This is a genomic window from Vibrio sp. TMPB1044, assembly GCF_030442075.1.
In the GTDB taxonomy this organism is placed as follows: domain Bacteria; phylum Pseudomonadota; class Gammaproteobacteria; order Enterobacterales; family Vibrionaceae; genus Vibrio; species Vibrio satsumensis.
Window position 1 is genome coordinate 322,392 of the sequence record NZ_JAUJED010000009.1, and the last position, 23,311, is coordinate 345,702.

The 23,311-nt window shown below is 42.4% G+C and carries 15 protein-coding genes; 11 read left to right on the forward strand and 4 right to left on the reverse strand.

Annotation, left to right across the window (positions count from 1 at the left end; translation table 11 throughout):
- The first annotated feature begins 226 nt into the window (after positions 1 to 226).
- Both QQ041_RS05175 and QQ041_RS05180 read left to right on the forward strand, forming a co-directional pair.
- Positions 227 to 1,153, forward strand: a complete 927-nt coding sequence (locus tag QQ041_RS05175) for a LysR family transcriptional regulator (protein ID WP_285953245.1) — start codon at positions 227 to 229, stop codon at positions 1,151 to 1,153.
- A 225-nt stretch (positions 1,154 to 1,378) separates the two neighbouring features.
- On the forward strand, positions 1,379 to 2,632 hold the full coding sequence (locus tag QQ041_RS05180) for a D-amino acid dehydrogenase (RefSeq protein WP_285953246.1): 1,254 nt from the start codon (positions 1,379 to 1,381) through the stop codon (positions 2,630 to 2,632).
- A 117-nt stretch (positions 2,633 to 2,749) separates the two neighbouring features.
- On the opposite strand, the gene QQ041_RS05185 is transcribed toward QQ041_RS05180, so the two are convergent.
- Positions 2,750 to 3,529 carry an ABC transporter substrate-binding protein gene (locus QQ041_RS05185; protein WP_285953247.1) on the reverse strand — a complete coding sequence of 260 codons (780 nt, stop codon included), beginning with the start codon at positions 3,527 to 3,529 and terminating at the stop codon, positions 2,750 to 2,752.
- A 499-nt stretch (positions 3,530 to 4,028) separates the two neighbouring features.
- Here QQ041_RS05185 and QQ041_RS05190 point away from each other — a divergent pair, with 499 nt between their 5' ends.
- From QQ041_RS05190 to QQ041_RS05215, 6 genes are all read left to right on the forward strand, one after another.
- The gene (locus tag QQ041_RS05190) at positions 4,029 to 5,663 is read left to right on the forward strand and encodes an ABC transporter substrate-binding protein (protein ID WP_017071752.1); all 1,635 of its coding nucleotides are present in this window, start codon (positions 4,029 to 4,031) and stop codon (positions 5,661 to 5,663) included.
- A 55-nt stretch (positions 5,664 to 5,718) separates the two neighbouring features.
- Positions 5,719 to 6,693: an ABC transporter permease gene (locus QQ041_RS05195; RefSeq protein WP_017071753.1), complete on the forward strand. Its 975-nt coding sequence runs from the start codon at positions 5,719 to 5,721 to the stop codon at positions 6,691 to 6,693.
- A gap of 8 nt (positions 6,694 to 6,701) precedes the next feature.
- Positions 6,702 to 7,691: an ABC transporter permease gene (locus QQ041_RS05200; RefSeq protein ID WP_029405342.1), complete on the forward strand. Its 990-nt coding sequence runs from the start codon at positions 6,702 to 6,704 to the stop codon at positions 7,689 to 7,691.
- Positions 7,691 to 8,644, forward strand: a complete 954-nt coding sequence (locus QQ041_RS05205) for an ABC transporter ATP-binding protein (RefSeq protein WP_019821072.1) — start codon at positions 7,691 to 7,693, stop codon at positions 8,642 to 8,644. Before QQ041_RS05200 ends, QQ041_RS05205 begins: the two co-directional genes overlap by 1 nt.
- Positions 8,645 to 8,654: 10 nt before the next feature.
- Positions 8,655 to 9,644 (forward strand): ABC transporter ATP-binding protein, encoded by a 990-nt coding sequence (locus QQ041_RS05210; RefSeq protein WP_285953248.1) that lies wholly within the window; start codon positions 8,655 to 8,657, stop codon positions 9,642 to 9,644.
- Between the two features lie 74 nt (positions 9,645 to 9,718).
- The gene (locus tag QQ041_RS05215) at positions 9,719 to 13,162 is read left to right on the forward strand and encodes a hypothetical protein (protein WP_146492162.1); all 3,444 of its coding nucleotides are present in this window, start codon (positions 9,719 to 9,721) and stop codon (positions 13,160 to 13,162) included.
- 90 nt (positions 13,163 to 13,252) lie between these two features.
- Here QQ041_RS05215 and QQ041_RS05220 read toward each other — a convergent pair whose 3' ends face one another.
- Entirely contained in the window at positions 13,253 to 14,248 is a 996-nt protein-coding gene (locus QQ041_RS05220) for a LacI family DNA-binding transcriptional regulator (protein ID WP_019821076.1), read from the reverse strand.
- Between the two features lie 547 nt (positions 14,249 to 14,795).
- On the opposite strand from QQ041_RS05220, the gene QQ041_RS05225 reads away from it, so the two are divergent.
- Together QQ041_RS05225 and QQ041_RS05230 are read left to right on the forward strand one after the other, a co-directional pair.
- The gene (locus QQ041_RS05225; RefSeq protein WP_285953249.1) at positions 14,796 to 16,394 is read left to right on the forward strand and encodes a glycoside hydrolase family 16 protein; all 1,599 of its coding nucleotides are present in this window, start codon (positions 14,796 to 14,798) and stop codon (positions 16,392 to 16,394) included.
- A 456-nt stretch (positions 16,395 to 16,850) separates the two neighbouring features.
- Positions 16,851 to 18,182, forward strand: coding sequence for a carbohydrate porin (locus QQ041_RS05230; protein ID WP_019821079.1), 1,332 nt, complete (start codon positions 16,851 to 16,853; stop codon positions 18,180 to 18,182).
- Positions 18,183 to 18,468: 286 nt separating this feature from the next.
- Here the strand turns inward: QQ041_RS05230 and QQ041_RS05235 are convergent, their stop codons facing one another.
- Entirely contained in the window at positions 18,469 to 19,347 is an 879-nt protein-coding gene (locus tag QQ041_RS05235) for a helix-turn-helix domain-containing protein (protein ID WP_048664698.1), read from the reverse strand.
- Positions 19,348 to 19,489: 142 nt separating this feature from the next.
- Here QQ041_RS05235 and QQ041_RS05240 point away from each other — a divergent pair, with 142 nt between their 5' ends.
- The gene (locus QQ041_RS05240; RefSeq protein ID WP_285953250.1) at positions 19,490 to 22,303 is read left to right on the forward strand and encodes a glycoside hydrolase family 3 C-terminal domain-containing protein; all 2,814 of its coding nucleotides are present in this window, start codon (positions 19,490 to 19,492) and stop codon (positions 22,301 to 22,303) included.
- An 88-nt stretch (positions 22,304 to 22,391) separates the two neighbouring features.
- Here QQ041_RS05240 and QQ041_RS05245 read toward each other — a convergent pair whose 3' ends face one another.
- Entirely contained in the window at positions 22,392 to 23,297 is a 906-nt protein-coding gene (locus QQ041_RS05245; RefSeq protein ID WP_146492159.1) for a MalM family protein, read from the reverse strand.
- Positions 23,298 to 23,311 lie beyond the last annotated feature (14 nt).

A 23,311-nucleotide genomic window follows, 5' to 3' on the forward strand; every position in this document is an offset into this window, starting at 1 on the left:
AACTGCTTGAGACTAGCACCTGATTCATGACCATAAAGGCGATGACGAAAGTCGTCGCCTTTGTTTTATCTACAGCAAGCTAAAAAACACCTATATCAGCCTTTGATGTAGTGACTCGGTGCACAAGTTAGTAAGCTCAGTTACGAACTTGATAAATTGGAATACATGTTGCTGCTCAATTTGTGAGACGCTTGATTAAGTGTTAGTTAAATCACAAGGAAGTTGAATGCACCACTTTAATATCCGCGCGCTGGAATACCTTAATGCTTTATCGAAATATGGGTCGTTACGTAAGGCATCTAAGATGATGAATGTTGACCCCGCGGCAATGAGTAGAATGTTGACACAGCTTGAAGCGCAAGCGGAAATCAAAGTATGGGAACGCAACAATCGTCAATCACTGCTGACTGAGGCGGGCAACGAACTGTTGAATTACTACCGTTCTATTGTTCGTAGTGAAACGGCGGTACTGGCTCGTCTAACTAAGTTGAAAAACCTCAAGGGCGGCAATGTCAGTATTGCCATCGGTGAAGGATTTATTACCAACTTGGTGTCAAAGCCTATGGAAACCTTCATGGCTCGATACCCTGATATCAACCTTTCTATTGAGATTGCTGGTGCATTGGATGCAGTCAAGATGTTGGAAGATCAACAAATCGATTTCGCGATCACCTATGCGTCTGCACCTCACCCTAAACTACACTCCCACGTTGAACGCAGTCATCCGCTCGAATTGATTGCTCCGAAGGGGCACTTTCTTACGATGAAAGAAGCGCCTGTGGTCATGCAAGATATTCAAGACGCTTCTCTCGCCTTGATCGATAACTCGACCGGTATGGGGAGGCTCGTAAAGCAGGCCGAACAAATCTCCCACCTTACCTTGCAGCCAAAGCTTCAAACCAATTCGGTGACCGCACTGACTAACTTTGTTTCAGCTGGATTAGGCGTAACTTTTATGCCTAAGCTCACTGTGATCGATGAGATCAAGTCAGGACAGATTGAAGTGGTTGCGACCGAGTTGGAGATGCTATCGAAGGCGACGGTGAAAGTTCAATCTTTGAAAGGTCGCGCTCTCACGCTACAGGCCGAAACCTTGTTAGATTTCTTACTTGAAAATGCTACTTTCTTGAGTCATGACGCTTACAATATCTAGGCTTAATCGATTTATTTAGCGACGCCTCCTAAGCTCCCAAATACCGCCAATATCACAGTTTCAAACTGCCGAATTAGTTTTTAAGTAGAATTGACATTTTATCAACACCATCTCTATTGTTAAGTCAACACGTGCGGAATAAGTTACAAATCATTAACGAAACGAGTTTTAGACTGACAGCTGTGTTCGGCAGATTTTGGCCTTGTCGGACATTAGGGGAAGAGAATGGAAGTAATTGTGATTGGCAGCGGTGTTATTGGCTTGACCAGTGCTTGGTATCTGGCGAAAGAGGGCCACTCGGTGACGGTTATTGATCGTCAAGATAGTAGTGGCAAGGAAACCAGCTTTGCGAATGCAGGGCAGATTTCTTACGGCTATTCTTCACCATGGGCGGCGCCTGGGATTCCGTTGAAAGCAATGAAATGGCTTACCCAAGAGCACGCTCCTTTAAAAGTGAAACCGTCACTTTCTCCGGAATTAGTTACTTGGGCGAGTAAGATGCTGGCCAACTGTAATGAAGCCAAGTACGCCGTGAATAAGTCACGCATGTTAAGAGTGGCAAACTTCAGTCGAGAGTGTCTCACTCATCTAAGAACCAGTGAAGATTTGGCTTATGAGGGCAGGCAGAAAGGCACCTTGCAAGTATTCCGAAGCGAGAAGCAACTCGATGCGATTCAGCAGGATATGAAGCTATTAACAGAGAGTGGAATCAAACACTCGCTGTTTGATGTTGAACAGTGTCTATCAGTGGAGTCGGGTTTAGCGGACGTTAAAGACAAACTGGTGGGCGGCTTATATTTACCTCATGATGAAACCGGTGATTGTCATCAGTTCTGTTTAGCGCTGACTGAGAAGGCCAAGCAACTTGGTGTTAGGTTCGTGTTTGATACTGAAGTGGTAAGTTTGAATCATCAGAATCAAAACATCGAGAGTATTACAACGACTCAAGGTGTATTCAAAGCGGACGCTTACGTAGTTGCATCAGGCAGTTATTCTCGAGGTCTGTTGAGACAAGTCGACTTGTCGATCCCGGTTTATCCAGTTAAAGGTTATTCACTAACACTACCGATCGTGAATGCAGATAAGTCACCAACCTCGACTGTTATGGATGAAACCTACAAGGTAGCGATGACGCGATTTGATGATCGTATTCGCATTGCAGGGACGGCAGAACTTGCAGGTTTCAATTACCTGATTCCAGAAAAACGCAAAGCCACGATTGATATGGTGATAAAAGATCTTTTCCCACAGGCGGGGGATTTCTCTAAGGCAGAATACTGGACAGGGTTAAGGCCAATGACACCAGATGGTACGCCTATAATCGGCGAAACGCCTATCAAGAATCTATTTACCAATACAGGCCATGGAACATTAGGTTGGACAATGGCATGTGGCTCAGGAAAGATCTTGGCAAGCGTGGTCAGTGGCTCTGCCAGTGATATTAAAACTGATGACTTAAGTATCTATCGCTATATGTAAAAGCAAGCCGTTAGCTATCTTGCCTATGGCTTGATGATAGCGACATTAGGAGCATAAATAGGATGCTCCTAATGTGGTAAATCTAGGTGCATGGTTTTAAGTTTCTTCTATTTATAATCACGAGATGAATTGAGACTTAAATGACCTTAGCTCTGGCGGTAGCTCCTTATTTACGAGGTGAATAGCTCTACGATGTTCTAATCCAATGGATCTCACTACGTCCCCAAAATGTTGGTTAAATAGTGAATCAAACTTACCGCTGAGCATGTGTTCTTGCAGTTTGTCATCCAGTAATTGAGCTAGTTGTGCTTTGTCTGGGTGGACATAGAAGACCAGTGGAAGAGGGTAATAAAGCACAATACTTTTTTCTATGACTAACCCATTCAGAGAATTGGTGTGTTCTTGGTATATGCTTTCTACTTCATTGGCACCGAGTGACACATAATCACATTTTTTATCTGAGAGAAGTTTAAGGGTCTCTGGTAACGTTCCTTGCTCTAGTACTCGATATCCATTTGCTCTAAACAGCTCAGCATCAGCCCATGTGGCAGGAATTCCAGCGATAAGTGATTTCAGTTTATTGCTGTTGATATTATGGAATGTGGGTTGATCTTGTTCCCTAATTATTAGGATACGGTGCCCTAGTAAGCCTTTACAAATTGGAGAGTTGAGTTTGATTGTAGGCTTATCCACAAATTTACGGTTTCCCGCCACCGTGACGAGTACATCATAATTCTTGCGGAATATATTTCCTTCATCCTCAGCCCTTGGAAAGTCAGTATTATCGCTGTGAACGACAATAGGTTCGTTCGGATCCCAATTCAACAAGCTATGAATTAGCTCCAACTCATAGTGCTGTCTTTTACCTGATTTATTGCCATTCCAAAAGTTAAACATAGTTGTCCTAAGGGGTAACTTACATTTCATGACTGGTATGCTGACATAGGTTTGGTACTCAAGAAAGCGCTTTCTTTTGTTTTTGAGAGAACCATATATAGATACAGTTTATGAATGTTGAGAATCGTGATGGAAAGGCTATTTTAAAGAAAGCACATAAGTTTATTGATGGGTGAGAGGTTCGATGATTAGGGAAGACGATGGAGTACCATTGGTAGATTTTAACTTATTGTTTTTAATTTATTTTTCGTGTTAGTAAACAATTAATGTGACGAATGGCACTGTTGTGTATTTCTATTCTCAATCTATTCTAAATTTGTGATCTATGGTTCGTTTCACCGAAATGTAAGTTGAAGAATCATTCTATCGGCTTATTATCCACCTAAAGAAAGCGGTTTCTTGATGCAAGTAGCCGATAGTGAATACGAAAACACCCCCTTTTTTTAAAGTTAAAAGAAAGCGCTTTCTTTCTGGTTATTATCATTAAAAGGACAACGTGATGCACAAAAAGACATTGATTGCTTCGCTCGCCATTGGAGCTTTATTCGGAGCCTCTGTACAAGCAGATGAAGTTAAGCAGGGTGGTACACTAACGGTGCCAATTATCAATACTGGCTTTGTTGAAAACTTTAACCCTTATACAACTAAAGACTTACTGCATGGGGTAATGTTTGAGCCATTGGTCGTATTCAACAACATGACAGGTGATGTTGATTATCGCCTGGCTGAGTCGGTTGAGTATTCAACTGACCTGAAAACATTGACGCTTAAGTTACGAGAGAATTTGAAGTGGTCTGATGGTTCAAAGTTAACTGCAGACGACGTTGTTTTTAGCTTTATGTTGACTAAAGAGGCACCAGCTTTTGACCAGAAAGGTATTTGGTCTTCAGGTAACTTAAAAGAAATCAAATCTATTGACGCGCGAACTGTCGTGTTTGAGCTGACGGAAGCGGATTCTACATTTGCTTGGAACTTAGAGCGCTACCATATTGTACCAAAGCATATTTGGTCGAAAGTTGAAGAGCTGACAACGTTTACCAACCTTAACCCGGTAGGTAGTGGCCCAATGACGACGGTTAAATACATTAAACCGCAACAGATGGAGCTGTGCCGAAACCCAAATTACTATTTAGAAAATAGACCTTATTTAGATTGCATCAACTTCCGTTCTTACAATGACAACTCTCAGATCCAACCTGCCTTAATCAAAGGTGAGATTGATTGGGGTTCAAATTTTATTGCTGACGTTGAGTCAACATTTGTCGATATGGATAAAGAAAATAACCATTTTTGGTATCCAGCGAATGATGCGATCCACCTTTACGTAAATACCAAAGAAGCGCCATTTGATGACCTAAGAGTACGACAAGCACTTTCTATGGCACTTGATCGTGAAACCATCGTGGATATTGCTGCCTACGGTTATCCGACTGCAAACTTCAATGCTGGTGGCATCGGTGAGCTATACGAAACGCACATTGATAAAAATGTATCTAAGAAATATGGCTATCTAACTAAGTACGATGTTGAAAGAGCAAACGCTTTACTTGATGAAGCGGGCTTAGTTGACAAAAACGGTGATGGATTCCGCGACAAAGCAAACGGGGAAACGGTTGAGTTTGATATTGAGGTTGTCAACGGTTGGACCGACTGGATCCAAGTGGTGCAGATGGTATCTGAATACTTTGAAGAAGTGGGTGTGAAAGCAAACGTTAAGACCGTGGATTGGGCGGTATATGACAGCAATTTGAAAGAAAGCAAATATACCATGTCAATTAACTGGTCAATGGTAGCGACAAATCCAATCTTGGCGTACCAAGAGTACTTCTCAACGTCTCGAATCGGAAAAACTTGGCATGCTGGCCACGGTGTTAATTCACCAGAAATCGACGCATTAATCGACAGCTTCGGCAAAATTGGTGATGCAGAGCAGCAAGAGAAAGTGTTGAGTGAACTTCAGGAGTTTACCGCTGAAAACCTTCCCTTTATCCCTCTATTTTCTAACCCAACTTGGTTCCAATACAGCACTAAACATATTGTTGGTTGGCCAAGTGAAAAAGACCCATACGTTCAGCCAGTATGGTACGACGGTGGTAAGAGAGTAATTATTCTCAACAATCTACACCTTAAGTAAGTTATTTTTGAGAGGGCTACAGCTTAGGTTGTAGCCCCTAGGTTAAAAGATTTTTATGTCGTTTTTAATTCGCCGATTTGGCTTCTATTTTACCGCTTTCTTAATCGCTATCTCGTTTAATTTCATGTTGCCTCGCCTAATGCCAGGTGATCCTGTTGATGCTCTTTTCGCTGCAGCTCAAGGTCGAATGGATCCTGCTCAAATGGATGCTGTTCGAGAAATGTACGGTTTTGTTGATGGCAATGTTTTCGAACAGTACTTCGCTTATATGAAAAGCGTATTTACTCTGGATTTGGGGCCATCAGTACTTATGTTTCCTGTAAGTGTCTCAGATGTCCTTGCTATGGCACTGCCGTGGACTATGTTTCTCGCGCTTGGTTCGTTGATTGTCGCTCTCATCATTGGTGTCAGTATTGGTACGTATGCATCGTATCGACGTGAAGGGCTATTTGGACAAATTGTTCCGCCAGTTTTGGCATTTATTAGTAATTTCCCGTACATCGTGACCGCGTTACTGTTGTTCTATTTCTTCGGTTTAAAACTTGAACTATTGCCTTTGGCATACACCTATGACCCATCGTTAGAGCCAGGTTTTACATGGGAGTTTATTTCCAGTGTGGCCAAACACGCTGTGTTGCCTATGGGCTCAATGGTCTTGGTTGGTATCGCAACATGGGTCTTCAATATGCGTAATGCGATGATCAACGTGTTGGGTGAGGATTACGTAACGATGGCAGAGGCCAAAGGCTTGAGCAGTTATCGTGTTATGTCTCGCTATGCTGGTCGAAATGCCATCCTTCCTGTTGCGACCGCTATTGCAATGGCAATCGGATTCTCATTCGCAGGTTCAATCATGACCGAAGTGGTTTTTAACTACCAAGGCTTGGGGAACATCCTTCTTAAAGGCATCGTTGCTCGTGATTACCCACTTATCCAAGCCATTCTTCTTATCTTGGTGACAGCGGTACTAACCGCTAACTTTATTGCCGACCTCCTATATGTCTGGCTTGACCCTAGAATCTCGAATTGAGGCGCATGATGGATAATTTAATGGACACTCAAAAAACCGCTAACCAGCCGAATATGCCAGTACGTGAGCCAAAATGGTCGTGGAAAAACGTAAAGAAAACTCTCGGTAAAGCTTACGCATTTTTCTACGGTAACCCCCCGGCCATTATAGGTACTTTTTTACTTACGATTGTCTTAGCCGGGGCGTTATTTGCACCTGTATTATCGACTCATAACCCAGAAAAGCGCGTAGCACGTCCACATGTTGCACCAAGCTCTGAGCATATTATGGGCACGACTCGTAGCGGACGTGATGTATATAGCCAGGTTCTATTTGGAGCAAGAAAGTCGCTTACTGTTGCGATCTCTGCGGGCGTAATAGCCATGACAATAGCAGTGCTAGTTGGGGTTTCATCTGGTTACTTTGGTGGAAAAGTCGATGAACGCTTGAACTTCATTACTAACGTATTTCTTGTGTTTCCACAATTACCCTTGCTGATTGTTCTCGCCGCATTCTTAGGGCAGGTCGGTTCGCTGGTTATTACCGTGTTGTTAGGGATAACCTCCTGGCCTTGGGGGGCTAGGGTGATTCGTGCACAGACCATGGCAATTAGAAGCAAAGAGTTCATCATTTCTGCAGAGGTGATGGGGGAATCAAAAATCCGCATTATTTTAGTCGAGATCTTACCAAACTTAGTTTCGATTGTTTTTGGTGGCTTCCTAGGCACGGTTATCTACGCAATGGGCTCCGAAGCTGGCCTAGGTATTTTAGGTTTAGGTGATGCAACAGAGGTGAGTTGGGGCTCTATGTTGTATTGGGCACAGACCTCTTCATCGTTATATACCGGTGCATGGTGGGAAATGCTGGTGCCTGCACTAGCGTTAGCGATTACTGGTGGTGGACTCGCATTGATTAACATGTCTATTGACCAAGTGAGCAACCCTAAATTACGTACGGGCCCACACATCAAACTGTGGCACAAACTTAAAAAAGAAGCAGATAAACGCCGAGGCCTATAATGAGCAATCTATTAGAAATTAATAACCTGTGTGTTGATTACGTTTCTCCTAATGGCGTAGCAAGAGCCGTTAATGACGTTAGTATTTCCATTGCGCCCGGTGAAACGCTCGGTATTGCCGGTGAATCTGGTTGCGGTAAAAGTACATTGGCTTTTGCTATATCACGCTTACATAAAGCACCAGCGCTTATCTCTGAGGGTGAAATACTCTACAAAGGGCAGGATGTTTTAAAGATGAATAACAAGCAGTTACGTGACTTCCGTTGGAATGACGTTTCTATTGTTTTTCAAAGCGCAATGAATTCACTTAATCCCGTTATTACCATCGGTGAGCAGCTAACGGACGTTATTCTAGCGCACAAAAAAATACCTTATAAACAGGCTCACGATCGTGCGGTCGAGCTGTTAGGAACGGTTGGAATTCATGGCGATAGAATGTCGAGCTTTCCCCATCAACTGAGTGGAGGGATGCGTCAGCGAGTTGTTATTGCGATTGCTTTGGCGCTGGAACCTAAATTGATCATCATGGATGAGCCAACAACGGCACTTGATGTGGTGGTCGAACGTGAAATCTTGAATGAACTGTATGAGCTGAAGAGTAAGTTTGGATTCTCTATTCTGTTTATTAGTCACGACTTAAGCCTAATGGGCGAAATTGCTGATCGAATTGGCGTGATGTATGCGGGTAACCTTATCGAATTAGGTGATGCGAAAACGGTATTTAGTGAACCTAAGCATCCTTATACAAAAGGGCTTATCTCTTCATTTCCGACTATTCATGGGCCAAAAGAACGTCTCTACGGGATCCCTGGGAATCCTGTCAACCTTTTGGATACACCTCAAGGATGTAACTTCCAAGAGCGATGTGGCGAATGCATTTCAATGTGCATTAAAAGTGAGCCTCGTTTGGGCGCTATTGCGACCGGGCATCACGTATCTTGTCACCTAGTTTGAGCGAAAGATTATGAATACTTTAAAGAACGTTGATAAAAGCGAAGTTATCTTATCAGTTAAGAATTTGGTAAAAGATTTCCCACTTGGCCAGTCAGTCAAAAGCAATATGATGCGAGCCGTAAATGATGTTTCATTTGATCTACGTAAAGGAGAAGCATTAGCGATTGTTGGTGAATCTGGCTCAGGGAAAAGCACAGGAGCTCGAATTCTTACCCGAATTTACGATAAGACGGCTGGAGATATCGAATTCAAAGGTGAGCCTCTGTCTGACTATATTGAAAAATATGGTGAGCTTGAATATGCACGCCAAGTGCAAATGATTTTTCAAGACCCGTTTGGCTCGCTGAATCCTGTACACACGATTTACCACCATATTGCGCGACCTTTACTTATCCATAAACGAGCAGAAAAAGAAGCGATTCCGAACCTTGTTTATGAATTGCTTGAAATGGTTGGGCTAACACCAGTTAAAGAGACCGCAGAGAAGTACCCGCATGAACTAAGTGGTGGACAACGACAGCGTGTCGCAATTGCACGTGCAATTGCTGTTAGCCCGGAAGTTATCCTAGCTGATGAACCTATCTCTATGCTTGATGTGTCTGTGCGATTAGGAATCCTAAACCTAATGGCTGACTTGAAAGATAAGCATGGTATTTCGTTCATGTACATCACTCATGACATTGCGACGGCGCGTTATTTTGCTGAGAAAACGGCGGTGATGTATGTAGGACATATGGTCGAATGGGGCAATAGCGACAACGTCACTCAGAACCCGCAACATCCGTATTCTCAGTTGTTGTTGTCAGCTGTGCCAGAAGTCGGTAAATCGGGCAAGCGTGACATGAACGTGAAAAAAGGCGATATCCCTTCTTGGAAGCCAATTAGCGTAGGTTGCCCGTTCGCAAGCCGTTGTATGAAAGCTGACAAACTTTGCACGCAATCAATACCAGAACCGACTCAAATTGCAGAAGAGCATTTTGCTCGTTGTCATCATTTGTAAACTTTAAATCCTTTTTTGAAATGCAAAAGAAAGCGCTTTCAAAACTTAAGTGTAAGAATTTTTGGAATTTTGATATGAAACAAGACTACAACTTAACACCAGAGGTCGATGGCAAGTTCGTTGATTTAGATGGTGAGCGTTACTACCAAATCTCTAATGTTGACCAAATGACGCCATTCTTTATTAGCGTTGTATCGTCGAGCGATCACTGGTTATTTATTTCATCAACAGGCAGCCTTTCAGCTGGACGCATTCGTCCGGAAAATGCGCTTTTTCCTTACAAGTCTGTTGACCATATTCATGAAAATGCGGAAAACACCGGCTCAAAATCCATCTTCCGTATTGAACATGGCGACAAGGTTGTACTTTGGGAACCGTTTAATACATTCCATGATGGTATTTTTGATGTTGAACGCAATCTTTATAAAAATACGATTGGAGACAAAATCGTATTTGAAGAGATAAACCATACTTTGCAACTACAGTTCCAATACAGCTGGAATACGAGTGAAAAATACGGATTTATTCGTCGTTCAAAACTGACCAATCTAGCGAGCTTCGAGCGTAAAGTCGAAGCACTAGATGGCTTACAAAATATACTTCCTTCAGGTGCTCCGTTATCAGCTCTTCAAACAAGAAGTGCATTAGTTGATGCGTACAAGTGGAATGAACAAGTTGATGGTAGTTCATTGGCTCTGTTCAGCATGTATGCGAAATTGAGTGATAGAGCCGACCCTGCTGAATCTTTGCTAGCGACGACAGTCTTCAGCTTAGAAACGGAAAGCAGCCAAATTTTATTGACGAGTGCTCAAGTTAATGCGTTCAGAAAAGGTCGAGCGGTTAAAAGTGAACCTTTAACGAAAGGGATTAGAGGAAGTTATTTAGTTCATAAGTCTCTGACGCTGCGAGCACATCAAACCAAAGTTTGGTCGATTGTCGCTGATATAGACAAGACTCATTCCGATATCTGTCAGCTTCAATCTGAGCTCTCTGTTCCTGCTAACCTAGCACTAGCTTTAGAAAAGAGCATTGCAGATAATCAAAATGAATTAATCACATTAATGTCTGGTGCGGATGCGTGGCAAATAACAGCCGAAGAAAATACCAGCGTTCACCATTATGCCAATGTGTTGTTCAATAACATGCGTGGTGGCGTGTTTGAAAACGGCTATATGTTAGAAAAGGCTGACGTAGTTAAAACTATGGAAAAGGCCAACTCTCAGGTAGCAGGCCGCCATCAAGACTTTTTTGATCAGTTAGGGGATGTTTTCAGCCATTCCGAATTAGTTTCGCGCGCTAAAGCGACAGGAGATTCTCAATTAGTTCGATTGAGCTACGAGTATCTACCGCTTACTTTTGGACGTCGTCATGGTGACCCTAGTCGCCCTTGGAACCACTATGAGATTAAGCTCAAAGATGAAAATGGCGAACGCTTACTTTCTTATCAAGGCAACTGGCGTGATATTTTCCAAAACTGGGAAGCGATGGCTCTTAGTTATCCAGGGTTCATCAAATCATTCATCTCTAAGTTTGTTAATGCTTCAACGGTAGATGGCTACAATCCGTATCGAATTACTAAAGATGGTGTAGATTGGGAACTGTTAGAGGCGGATGATCCTTGGAGTAATATTGGTTACTGGGGCGATCATCAAATCATCTATCTATTAAAATTCCTTGAGTTGGCAGACAAATTTGAGCAAGGCGACCTTATCGAATTACTAGAAAGTGACATTTTTAGTTATGCCAATGTGCCTTACGAGCTTTGTGGAGTTCAAGGTCTCTTTGACAACCCTAAAGATACCGTAGAGTTCAACCAAGTTCTGCAGGAATTGACAGAGCAACGTGTCAAGAGCTTAGGCAGTGACGGTCGCTTGTTGATGACGGGTGACCAAGAAGTTTATATGGTCAACTTAATGGAGAAGATACTCGTCCCTTTGTTGGCGAAATTGAGTAACTTAGTGCTTGATGGTGGTATTTGGCTCAATACACAACGTCCAGAATGGAATGATGCAAACAACGCTATCGTTGGCAACGGCCTCTCAATGGTAACCTTGTACTACATGCGTCGCTATGTTGCCTTTATGCTGCGTTTGTTAGAGAAGTCACCATCTTCATACAGTATTTCCAAAGAAGTGTTTGAGTGGATGTCTTCTGTTACACAGATCGTTTCAGAGGCAAATACAGAGATTCGTCAAGATACGGTAACTCGTCAAACTCGTAAAGCAATGCTGACTAAGCTGGCTAAATCCGCTGCTAATTATCGTGAGCGCGTGTACCGAGTAAATGGATTCTCAGGGAAAACGAAAGTTGAGAAAGAAGCGATTGTTCAATTGATGGGCGCGAGCTTAAAAGTCCTAGATTCTACGATTACAAACAACTTGCGTGAAGATGGTTTGTACAATGCGTATAACATCTTGAGTTGTTCTGGTGAGAGCTTAATGGTTGAAGAGCTTTACCCGATGCTAGAAGGGCAAGTTGCAGTATTAAGTTCGGGTCTATTATCACCTAAACAAGCGGTTGAGTTGTTGGATAAATTGTTTGCTAGTGACATGTATCGTGCTGATCAAAACAGCTTCATGCTTTACCCTGACCGTGAGCTGGCTTCTTTTATGGATAAAAACTGTTTAGACGCTAAAGACATTGATCAGAGCAAATTGTTAAGCATGATGGTTGTTGCCAAAGATAACCGATTAGTAAACCAAGACAGCAAAGGTTCTTACCACTTCAATTCAAGTTTTGAAAACAAAGGTTTCCTTCAGGCTGCGATTGATGAAATTAAAGCCGATTACCCGTCAATTAGTGATGATGAATTTTGTCATGTATCTAGTTTGTATGAGCGTGTATTCAACCATAAAGCCTTTACTGGACGTTCGGGAACCATGTTTGGTTATGAAGGTTTAGGTTGTATCTATTGGCATATGGTTTCTAAGTTGCTGCTAGCTGTGCAAGAAAACTATCAGCATGCTTGGAGTATGGATTCTAATAGCCAGGAAACTCTTAAATTAGCGGATTACTATTACAAAGTGAGAGCTGGTATTGGTTTCAACAAAACGCCGGAAAACTACGGTGCGTTTCCGACGGATCCGTATTCTCATACGCCAAAGCACTCTGGAGCACAGCAGCCAGGGATGACAGGGCAAGTTAAGGAAGAAGTGATTACCCGTTTTGGCGAGCTAGGTCTAGAGGTCGTTGATGGAACAATTGTAATTAACCCTTCACTTCTTAGTCCTAAAGAGTTCTTACAAAAAGCGGCGACTTTTGACTGCCAAAATATTGAAGGACAAATGCAGAGCTTTATTGTTCAGGCTGGGCAACTGGCTTTTACTTACTGTCAGGTACCATTTATTTACCAACTCAATGATGAGCCAACACAGGGTATTGAAGTTCAGTTTAAAGACGGAACAAGTGAGGCATTTGCATCGTTAACGCTAAATCATGAAATGGCTTCACAGCTCTTTTCTCGTAGTGGTCTCATTGAGAAAGTCGTTGTCGTGTTCTCAAAGCACCAGTTACTCTAATTCTAATTTGAAGTGAAATAAAAAGGCTCTAAGTGAATACTTAGAGCCTTTCTTTTAAGTGTAAAAAATAGGGTGTTTGATATACAAAAATCAAAGCTTAGCCACGGACTCTCTCACAATCAATGTCGGTGTTAGTTTGTGTTTCAATGGGTAGTCGCGTTTATTAATTAACGATAAAACACCTTTTGCAGCTTCTTCTCCCATTTCATGGACAGGAAAATCGACCGTCGATAAGCGAGGACGAATATGCTGGCTGTGAGTATCGTTATCGAAGCCTACGACCGAAAGGTCTCGCCCAATAATGAGGTTTCTCTCTGCTGCTACGTCATATACAGCAAGCGCTATGTTGTCATTTTGACAGAAAATCGCGGTGATCTCAGGGTCTCGGTCTAACAAGCGTCGCGCAGCTTCATGGTTACCTTGATGATCAAAGCGCCCCTCTACAAACAGCCCTGCGTCGTATTCGATACCGAACTCTAACAAGGCATTTCGATACCCTTGAAAGCGATCTCTACTATCAACTTTACTCAACTGGCCTGTGATACAAGCGACTTTTTTATGGCCGTTCTCAAGTAAGTGCTTCGTTGCAAGGTAGCCACCAAGCTCATTATCAATGTAAATACAGCGATCAGAAATCTCAGGAATAAAACGGTTGAGAACAATCATTGTTTCACTGTCTTTCGCTATTTTGATCAGTTCGTCATCACTGAGCTTGTCTGAGTGAACAATGAGGCCATCCACAAGTTTAGATTGCAAAAACTGGATAGAATCGAGCTCTTTAGTTCGTGATTCCTGGCCACTTGTAACGATTAAGTGAATATTATTTTGGCGAACGGTATCTTCAGCTGTATGCATTAATGGTCCATAGAAAGGCCCATCAAGCGAACCAACTAGCATGCCAATGCTATTTGAACGACTGGAGGCTAGAGCTTGTGCAAACGCATTAGGCTTGTAGCCCAGTTGCTCAATAGCTTTGAATACTTTTTCGCGATTGGCTTCCTTTACCGTAGGGTGACCATTTAATGCTCGTGAGACGGTTGATTGAGAAACTTGAGCAAGTTCAGATACTTCTTTAATGGTGATCAATGGTAGTGGCCTTATCTCTACAAGGAGTGAACTAAGCTATATTACCTTCGTGATCAATAAGAGCCTAGTAATCCAATGATTAATATTTAAAAACTCTGAACTGCTTAACGCTAAATTTGAAGGTTAAGCATACAAAGTAAGGTCACGAATATTTCCATATACTCGTTTTAATATCAAGCAAGCGCTTTCTTTATGTTGTAATAAAAGTGAATCTGTTTTTCTGAGCTTCGTTGTAAGCTAGAAAAAATAGAAGCCTGAGAATAAAGGGATTCTAAGGTGTTATGCAGATAATCAAGTTACAAAAATTCTTGAGAATCTACACAAACCACAATGAATTTTAGCAAAATGTGAAACTCAACAAGAAAGCGCTTTCTTAAGGTGAGCGTTGTCTCTTTTTTGAACTATGCACTTTTATATACTCATTTTGAAACAGTCGTGCATGGCATATTGGGTCCATGATCGCGGAGTTATTCATTTATCGACTTTCTGTTATGGGCTCCGATATTACGTGTCGCCTGCTTAGAAAGTCGTGATACAAGGAGTTGTAATGCAAGATCTAACCAATCAGGTAAAGATATTAACGTCTTTTATTTCTGCCGCTTTGATGTCTGGCTGCACGGTGATAGAGCTGCCGGTATCCGAAAGTGCTGACTTAGCTCAAACTGAAAAACCGATCGTGCTATCCCATGCTCCAGTTACTTTAAGTCCAGACTGGCAATTGGTGTGGGAAGACCAGTTTGAAGGCGAGCAATTAAATAAACGTAATTGGTCATTAGAAGTGAACTGTTGGGGAGGAGGGAACAATGAACAACAGTGCTACACGGATGATTCTAATAACGCATTTGTTAAAGATGGCTTTTTACACATTGTCGCGCTGAAGCAAAGTCATACTGGGCCTGACAATGCCGAAGGTACGATTGGCGGAGCAACTAAAACACTCCCTTATACTTCTGCGAGGTTGAGCACAAAAGACAAGCGTGACACCAAATATGGCCGTTATGAAATCAGAGCAAAGTTACCTGGTGGACAAGGTTCATGGCCCGCAATTTGGATGCTGCCAACCGACAATAAATACGGCACATGGGCAGCTTCTGGCGAAATCGATATTATGGAAGCGGTTAACCTAAACACACTTTCAGATGCGGCGGGAGCGAAAAATGATGATCTAGAGAGCCGAGTCTATGGGACGTTACATTACGGACGAAATTGGCCAGACAATGTTTATATAGGGCAGGCCGCGATATTGCCAAATGGTGTGAACCCTACTGATGGATTCCATACATACGCGATTGAGTGGGAAGAAGGTGAAATTCGTTGGTATGTAGACAATATTCATTACGCGACTCAAACTCAAGAGGGCTGGTACAGCCAATATGAAGCGGAAGAAGGGAAACTCATTAATGCGAGTGGAGCAGCTCCGTTTGATGAAAAGTTTCATTTGTTATTGAACTTGGCTGTCGGTGGGGCGTGGTCAGCGAACGCAAATGATAAAGGCATCGACGAAGGTTTGTTTCCGAAAACAATGCTAGTTGATTCAGTAAAGGTATACCGTTGTAAGGTTGATCGTTGGAAAGGAAAAGGGTGTGCAAGTCGCTCTGAACATGCAATACAAGTGATAGGGCACGAAGCTCCAGAGATCTTAGCAACCGATGATAGTTATGCTGATGGACCAACGTTGGAGATTTTTACCGAAACTCTTAACGCAAGCTTGGCTTATGCAAGTTATGACCCATTGGATATTGTTGACTATCTAGAGGTGACCGAACCAGATCGTGGAACAGTGCTACAAGTGAATAAGAAAGAAGGTTCAGGAAATATCTATTTTCGTTCTCCTGTAACAGATGTGACACATTGGCAAGAAACGGGTGAACTGGTCTTTGATTTGAAAGTTGAGAGTATGGCCGACGGGGTTGAACTATTGGTTAAGATGGACAGTGGCTGGCCGAAAACAAGTGACTATACCGTGCCGCTATCAGCAATGAATGAATGGAAGACGGTACGTATTCCAATCGCTGACATTTTAAAGAGAGACAACCGTTTTGCTGGTGGGAATCAAGCTGATCCAACAATGATCACTAACCTTTTAGTGTTTGAGCCTCAAGGAGAAATGAGTTTTAAACTAGATAATATTCGATTTGAAAAGTAAGCCTGTTAACAAAAGGGCTTGAATAAAAGTCTGAATATAAAGGGAACATACAATGTATGTTCCCTTTTTTATTTCGACGATTATTTGAGGAAGACAACCGACGGTGTATTTCGAAACTGGTTCTGAGTGATTGAACGGAGCAATTCGTCTTTAATATGTGAACAGTGACATTTTACTTGGTTCCATGATTGTTCAAACAAAATACTTAACATCTCTATTTTTGTGACTCACGCATAAGAAAGCGCTTTCTTTGGTGGGGTTGATCACGGTTTATATTCACGAGATCGATTTATACTCTTTCCATACCAACTGAGCGGTTAAAGCCAATAAGGTTAAGAGTGCATAGTGAATGTGGGCTTAGATTTGATCTTCTTTAAATCTGTTCGATTGGTTTTTTTAAGAAAAATAAAGAAAGCGCTTTCTTTGTGAAAGTATAATTTGGAACATGGAGTTATTATGAAACTTTCTAAGCTTACCCTTGCTTGTTTAGTCGCTACAGCTGGCTTGTCTACTGCACCTGCTGTACATGCCGAAAAATCGGATGGATTTGAATTTCACGGTTATTTCCGTGCTGGTGTTCTATTCAGTGAAAATGATGATTTTAAACGAGCAAAGTTCCCAGCATCTAAAGAGCGTTTAGGTCGATTGGGTGTTGAGTCGGATAGCCACTTTGAAGTTGCACTGCAGAAAAATTTTGAGAATGACGGTGGTCAGAAAATTCGAATCAAAACACGAGCAGCAGCCAACAATGCGGAATATGCAACCAACCAACTTGGTGCCAATGCCGATGCAACCAACAGCGAAATTGGTATGGCAGAAACTTTTGTCGAGTTTGAAGGTGTATCTGAAACCGGTGTTGTATGGGGTGGTAAGCGCTTTTATGGTAAAGATAATTACATCTTTATGACCGACTTTTTCTACACGGATATGTCAGGTACTGGTGTTGGTATTGAAGGTGTTGAGCTAGGTGGTAATAAGTGGGACTTTGCTTATATTGCAAGCGATGACTCTGGCGATACAAGTTTCTGGGGTGACAGCAACAACATCATGCATGCACTTCATGCTGGCGTGAACTTTGGCAGTGTTGAGCTTCACGCTATGGCTAAGTATATGCCAGACAATATGGTCGATTTAGGTTTTGGTAATGGCCCAGAAGCATTCGCTGAGAATGGCTATGAAATGACGGCAATTGTTCACACTGAGTCTGTCTTTGGGTTGTCAGATAAAGGTTTTACAAAATACATCGCGCAGGCTGGTAAAGGCTTAGGTTCAGGTAACCTTTTAGGCGGTACTCTTACGACTTACAACACGTACAAGCCTGGTAGCGACTATCAAAGTTGGTTAACGACAGGCACGGGCTGTGGTACGTCTTGTTTGAAGGCTGTTGATGAAAACGATGTATCGCTACGTGCTTTAGCATGGGGTGGGTACTTTTTTGAAAATGGTGTGAATATTTTCCACTCTCTTCAAACCCAGTACAACGATTTTGACAATGGTGACACAGACGGCTGGGTATCAGCAATGGTGCGACCAACGTTCCCAATTTCAGAAAACTTCTTTATCGCTACCGAAGCTGGTTACATGTACAACTACGAAGACCGTAATGGTGAGTCAAAGAATTCTTATGATTACAAGCTAACAGTAGCACCGACTCTAGTTGTGCACTCCGGCTTCGGTCCATCTCCAGAAATTCGCTTCATGGCATCTTACCTTGATGGTGAAATGCAAGATGGTACGGGTAAAGAGGGCGACTTTGTTGTAGGTATTCAAGCTGACATGTGGTGGTAGAATTTTTTACCTTAGGGTCTTAAGTGATATCGAGCATACCGGGGGAGTGGTATGACGGCCTTGCCTTTAGGGCGGGCAAGGTTCTCGATATCCTATTTATTGCAATAGTTGAGCTCTTTCCTAGCAGCACAAAGAGTTTCATTTTTATTGCTATGAGTCTTCCATATTTGAGTTTCGTTTCAAATGTGTTCTTGCCAAAGATACTCATCGACCGCTTCGAAAGGAGCGGTTTTTTTATGTGTGACATATCTAATCTTTTAAGGCTTAAGGTTTAAGGGGGAAAGGGTTATGAGTTATGGGAAGAATGTTGCTTTCTAAATTCGCGAGGGCTGCATCCATTTTGGGCCTTAAAACATTTGGAGAAATAGTTGCTGTCAGAAAAGCCGCAAGACTCAGCAATGTGTTGGATGCTTTTGTTGTCGTTTAATAATAAGGATGCCGAGTGTCGAATTTGAAGGTCTTTGACGTATTGGTTTGGGGATGTATTTAAAAACTGCCTGAATAACCTTTCTAGTTGCCGCTTGCTGATATAGGCCGCTTGCGCAATGGTTTCTGTATCTAATCCTACTTCTTTGTAATGACGGTCAATATGTGCGAGAGCACGGCTCAATGCCAGGGTTGTTTTTGGTAAGCTATGGGTCTGTTCTTGATATCGCCGAGCAAGTTCTATCGCAAGTTGCTGCATTGTGCTCGTCAATATGATTTCAAACCCCTGTTCTGCGTTGTCGTATTCCGATTTGATTTGTTGTAGAAGTCCATTGATTCGTTTCAACTGAGAAAGTGATAACGTAAGCTTTGCTTGATATTCAGATGCTTGTCGAGCAATTGGTTCTACCTTGAAAAGCGCTTGATAACCTGGCATTTGACGCATTGAAGGTACCTCAAAAAAAGGCAATGCCGTATCAAACATCAAGTTTACAATCTTCAGTTTATTTACTTCACAAAATCCATGTTCAATATCCCCATTAATAACAAATACATCTCCTGTACTTAAAGGGTAAGTGTGGCTAGCTACCGTATGCTTTCCACTACCACTCACAACTAAGAAAAGTTCAGAAAAGTCATGGCTATGTACGTCAAAGTCGAAATCGTGATGACCATCGACATAGGCAAATTTGATCTGAGGATATCTTTGATGACTTTGGAGTCTAAACTTGGTTTTCATGTCGCTATTTTACCTATTTCTGTCGCTTGTTTGGTAGTTACACGCCGTGGTTAAGATTACTATTTTTTGAACAAAGACAATATTAACTTTTAGAGCGAGAGGCCAAATTTTTGCTCTAAGTAAAAAAATAGTAGGACTTTAAATGAATACTGTGGAAATTCTCGAAGCACAGAAGCAGCTTGCACCCATAAGTCGACAAGCGGCTACTGAGGGCATTGTGCTACTAAAAAATAGTGATTCAATATTGCCATTGCAGGCTAGTGATACGGTGTCTCTTTTTGGTCGCTGTCAGATTGATACCTACCGAAGTGGCACTGGATCTGGTGGAGCGGTGAATGTCCCTTATTCAGTTAATGCATTACAGGGCTTGTATGAGAATCCAAACATCAATCTTAATCTCAGTTTGGTGGAGGTATACCAACGTTGGGTCAAGGATAACCCGTTCAATGACGGCGGTGGTGGTTGGGCAGCTGAACCTTGGTTTCAAGATGAAATGCCTCTTTCAGCTTCTGTTGTGATGGATGCCGCCGCCAAATCTAACAAAGCCGTTATTTTTATCGGTCGAACAGCTGGTGAGGATCAAGATAATGCACAGCAGCAAGGCAGTTACAATTTAACCGCCCTCGAAATGCAAATGTTGGAGAAAGTGACGGAACATTTTGATGATGTCATTGTGATACTGAACGTGACCAACATTATTGATATGTCATGGGTAAGCTCACTCAAAGATGCAAGGTCGATCAAGGCAATTTTGTATAGCTGGGCTGCAGGCATGGAAGGTGGGCATGCACTTGCGGATGTTTTATCAGGTGATGTTAGCCCGAGTGGACGTTTGACCGACACTATTGCGCACTCTTTATCTGATTACCCTTCCAGCGCTAGCTTCGGAAATAAAGAGCGTAATCTGTACCAAGAAGATATCTATGTCGGGTATCGGTATTTTGAAACTTTCAATCTTAAAGCTGTTCAATTTGAGTTTGGTTTTGGGCTGTCCTACACCCGCTTTTCCAATCAATTAAATGCGCTAACGATTCTTGGTTCTGGCTCTGAACAAGAGTTGGTATTTGATATTGAAGTTAAAAACATAGGTGAGAAATACAGTGGCAAGGATGTTGTTCAATTATATGTTGAAGCGCCTCAAGGTCATCTTGGTAAGCCAACACGAGCACTGATCGGGTTTGTGAAAACACCGACCTTGGACCCGCAAGAAACGGTGTGTTTGACAATTTCATGTCCTCTATCTTCCTTCGCATCATTTGATGACTGCGGTAAAACGGGACACCCAAATAGTTACGTACTTGAAGCTGGAGAATATCACTTTTATCTAGGAGGAAGTGTTCGCCAAGCAAAGCTTGTTAGTGAGAGCGTTAAAATAGAAGAGCTGTTGGTTGTTGAGCAATTAACGGAAGCACTTGCTCCTGTCACCGGATTTAAGAGATTGATCCCCAAAGGCAACGTGGAAAATGGTGTTTACAGTTACGATTACGAATCTGTGCCGCTACGAACTATAGATTTGAGTAAACGTATTCTGAATGAGCTTCCAAGTTCTATTCCTCTTAGTGAAGATACGGGCATTCGTTTACTGGATGTTAAGCAGGGGCGAGCGGACATTGACGAATTTATCTCGCAAATGACCGTAAAGCAGTTAGCGACAATTGTTCGTGGTGAAGGTATGTGCAGTCCTAAGGTGACGCCTGGTACTGCTGCTGCTTTTGGTGGTGTTTCGCCGAGCTTGTTTGATTTAGGCATCCCTGTCGTTGCTGCTGCAGATGGTCCGTCTGGTATCCGAATGGACAGCGGACATAAAGCATCTCAAGTCCCAATTGGTACATTATTAGGCTGTACATGGAACCCGGAGCTGAATGAGAAACTATTTCATTTAGTGGGGAAAGAGATGCAAGCCAATCATATTGATACGTTGCTTGGTCCTGGGATTAACATCCACCGCCACCCTTTGAATGGTCGAAATTTTGAGTATTTCTCAGAAGATCCATTTCTCTCAGGGGTAATAGCTGCATCTCAAACTCTTGGTCTTAAAGCTGCAGGAGTGTCTGGCACAATCAAGCATTTGGTGGCGAATGATCAAGAAACGTCACGGTTTGATGTTGATAGTGTTGTATCACAGAGAGCGCTTCGTGAGATTCATCTGAAGCCTTTTGAAATAGCGGTAAAACAAGGAGGAGCTTCGAGTGTTATGACCTCCTACAATCCTATTAATGGTCACTGGGCTGCATCCAATTACGACCTCAATACTACGATTCTTCGGGGGGAGTGGGGTTATAAAGGGATAGTGATGACGGATTGGTGGGCAAAAATGAATGACCCAATCAAAGGTGGTGCTGAAAGTCGAAGTTACACATCCTTTATGCTTCGCTCTCAAAATGATCTGTATATGGTTGTTGAGCATGATGGTGCGGAAAATAACGTGTCGAATGACGATACGTTACAGGCGCTTGAAAGCGGAACGTTGAGCTTAGGGGAGTTGCAACGAAGCGCGATGAATATTTGTCGTTTTATTATGGACTCTCCAGCAATGGGGCGCCCATTAGTCGCTTTTGATCCAGTTAAGAGCTTTGAGGCGACTCAAAATCTTGATAAACAACAGAGTAAAACTGAGGGAGACTTTTGCTCTCTGGCGGCTGAGCAACGTGCAATAGTATTACCACTTAATATCAGAGAAAACCGTAGCATTGTTTTGGAAGTTAAACAGGCGGGTGTGTATCGATGTGCAGGTATTGTTAACTACGATAGCGGCACCTTGGCTCAATCTGCGTGTAGTTTGAGTTTCAATAACGTGTATGCGATGTCTCTATCAGTGAATGGTACTAATGGCGAGACAGTTTCAGTTGAGGGGCTCTCCGTTAAGCTTGATAAAGGCTTTTATTCTTTGGATATTGAATTTATCAAATTAGGCTTAGAATTGGAGCAATTAGAATTTTCGTTTATATCTGAATAGGGCTGAGGGATAACAGTCGTTTATTTAACTCTCGTTGCTCAAAAAAGAGGTAAAGTGAGAGAAAATAAACGACTACTTTGAGGCTGAGTTATTGTGCTTTTTGATATTGCTTCATCGCGTCAACAAAGGAGTTTCGCATCCCTTCGATTCCTAATCGCTCAGATTCTTCAACGTAAGTCAGTGCTGCACTAAAATCTCCAGATGAAACCGAGTTTTCTATAAGAGTTTGATAAACCTCTTTCTTATTCAGTGTATTTTCCGTTAATAAATCTGATTGGGCTACGGTTGATTCTGGAATAATTTGTTGAACTCGATTTTGACGGTTTTGTTCTTCAACAACGGTGGTTACCGCTGTGAATTTAAAATCAAAGGAGACTTTCCCGATTGCAGCGTGGGGGATGGCGTAGTCCGTGTTATGAGCGATGTTTGCCTGGATATCGCCAGAGCGTATCGCCATATCACTTGGTTTTTCGACAGGAGTTGTTTCCGCGAGTGCTTCGCTGGTTGTGAATACGACCAAGTAAGCAGGAGCCTCGCCGTTTAAGTAACGTTCTTGCAGTTCTATTTGTGCGCCATATTGTGCACCATCAAGCAGGCTAAGTGGCTGGTATGTGATGCTTTCTTTACCAATAACATCTAGCGGCTGGTAATTTTTGTCTAAGACCAAAAGTGACGGAACGAATGCTGAATAATTAGCATTTGAAGTCACTGAAAAACGAATAGCATCTAGTGTTGTAGGAAGCTTTAGCCCTCCAGCAAAGGATCGGCCAGATTTGAACTCGATTTTAGGGCTTGCTGTGGTGATCGAAACAGATATTTCTTCTGGGTTCGTAATGCTTTGATATTGAATGGTACTCAGATTTTCGCAGCAGTTTTCGTTATTTTTTAGTGACTCTAGCCCCGGAGAAGTTTTGTGGTAGCTAACCGGTGACTCTGTCACTGTTGAACAGGCGCTGAGTGCGAATACCGCTGGTAGTATTGCTAAATATTTCATAATTTCTCACAGTT

What these genes read in the sequence shown, in the direction of transcription:
- QQ041_RS05230 (WP_019821079.1), top strand. Translation starts at nt 16,851, where the DNA reads ATGAAACTTTCTAAGCTTACCCTTGCTTGTTTAGTCGCTACAGCTGGC.
- QQ041_RS05195 (WP_017071753.1), top strand. Translation starts at nt 5,719, where the DNA reads ATGTCGTTTTTAATTCGCCGATTTGGCTTCTATTTTACCGCTTTCTTA.
- QQ041_RS05235 (WP_048664698.1), bottom strand. Translation starts at nt 19,347, where the DNA reads ATGAAAACCAAGTTTAGACTCCAAAGTCATCAAAGATATCCTCAGATC.
- QQ041_RS05180 (WP_285953246.1), top strand. Translation starts at nt 1,379, where the DNA reads ATGGAAGTAATTGTGATTGGCAGCGGTGTTATTGGCTTGACCAGTGCT.
- QQ041_RS05205 (WP_019821072.1), top strand. Translation starts at nt 7,691, where the DNA reads ATGAGCAATCTATTAGAAATTAATAACCTGTGTGTTGATTACGTTTCT.
- QQ041_RS05215 (WP_146492162.1), top strand. Translation starts at nt 9,719, where the DNA reads ATGAAACAAGACTACAACTTAACACCAGAGGTCGATGGCAAGTTCGTT.
- QQ041_RS05185 (WP_285953247.1), bottom strand. Translation starts at nt 3,529, where the DNA reads ATGTTTAACTTTTGGAATGGCAATAAATCAGGTAAAAGACAGCACTAT.
- QQ041_RS05245 (WP_146492159.1), bottom strand. Translation starts at nt 23,297, where the DNA reads ATGAAATATTTAGCAATACTACCAGCGGTATTCGCACTCAGCGCCTGT.
- QQ041_RS05200 (WP_029405342.1), top strand. Translation starts at nt 6,702, where the DNA reads ATGGATAATTTAATGGACACTCAAAAAACCGCTAACCAGCCGAATATG.
- QQ041_RS05240 (WP_285953250.1), top strand. Translation starts at nt 19,490, where the DNA reads ATGAATACTGTGGAAATTCTCGAAGCACAGAAGCAGCTTGCACCCATA.
- QQ041_RS05190 (WP_017071752.1), top strand. Translation starts at nt 4,029, where the DNA reads ATGCACAAAAAGACATTGATTGCTTCGCTCGCCATTGGAGCTTTATTC.
- QQ041_RS05225 (WP_285953249.1), top strand. Translation starts at nt 14,796, where the DNA reads ATGCAAGATCTAACCAATCAGGTAAAGATATTAACGTCTTTTATTTCT.
- QQ041_RS05210 (WP_285953248.1), top strand. Translation starts at nt 8,655, where the DNA reads ATGAATACTTTAAAGAACGTTGATAAAAGCGAAGTTATCTTATCAGTT.
- QQ041_RS05175 (WP_285953245.1), top strand. Translation starts at nt 227, where the DNA reads ATGCACCACTTTAATATCCGCGCGCTGGAATACCTTAATGCTTTATCG.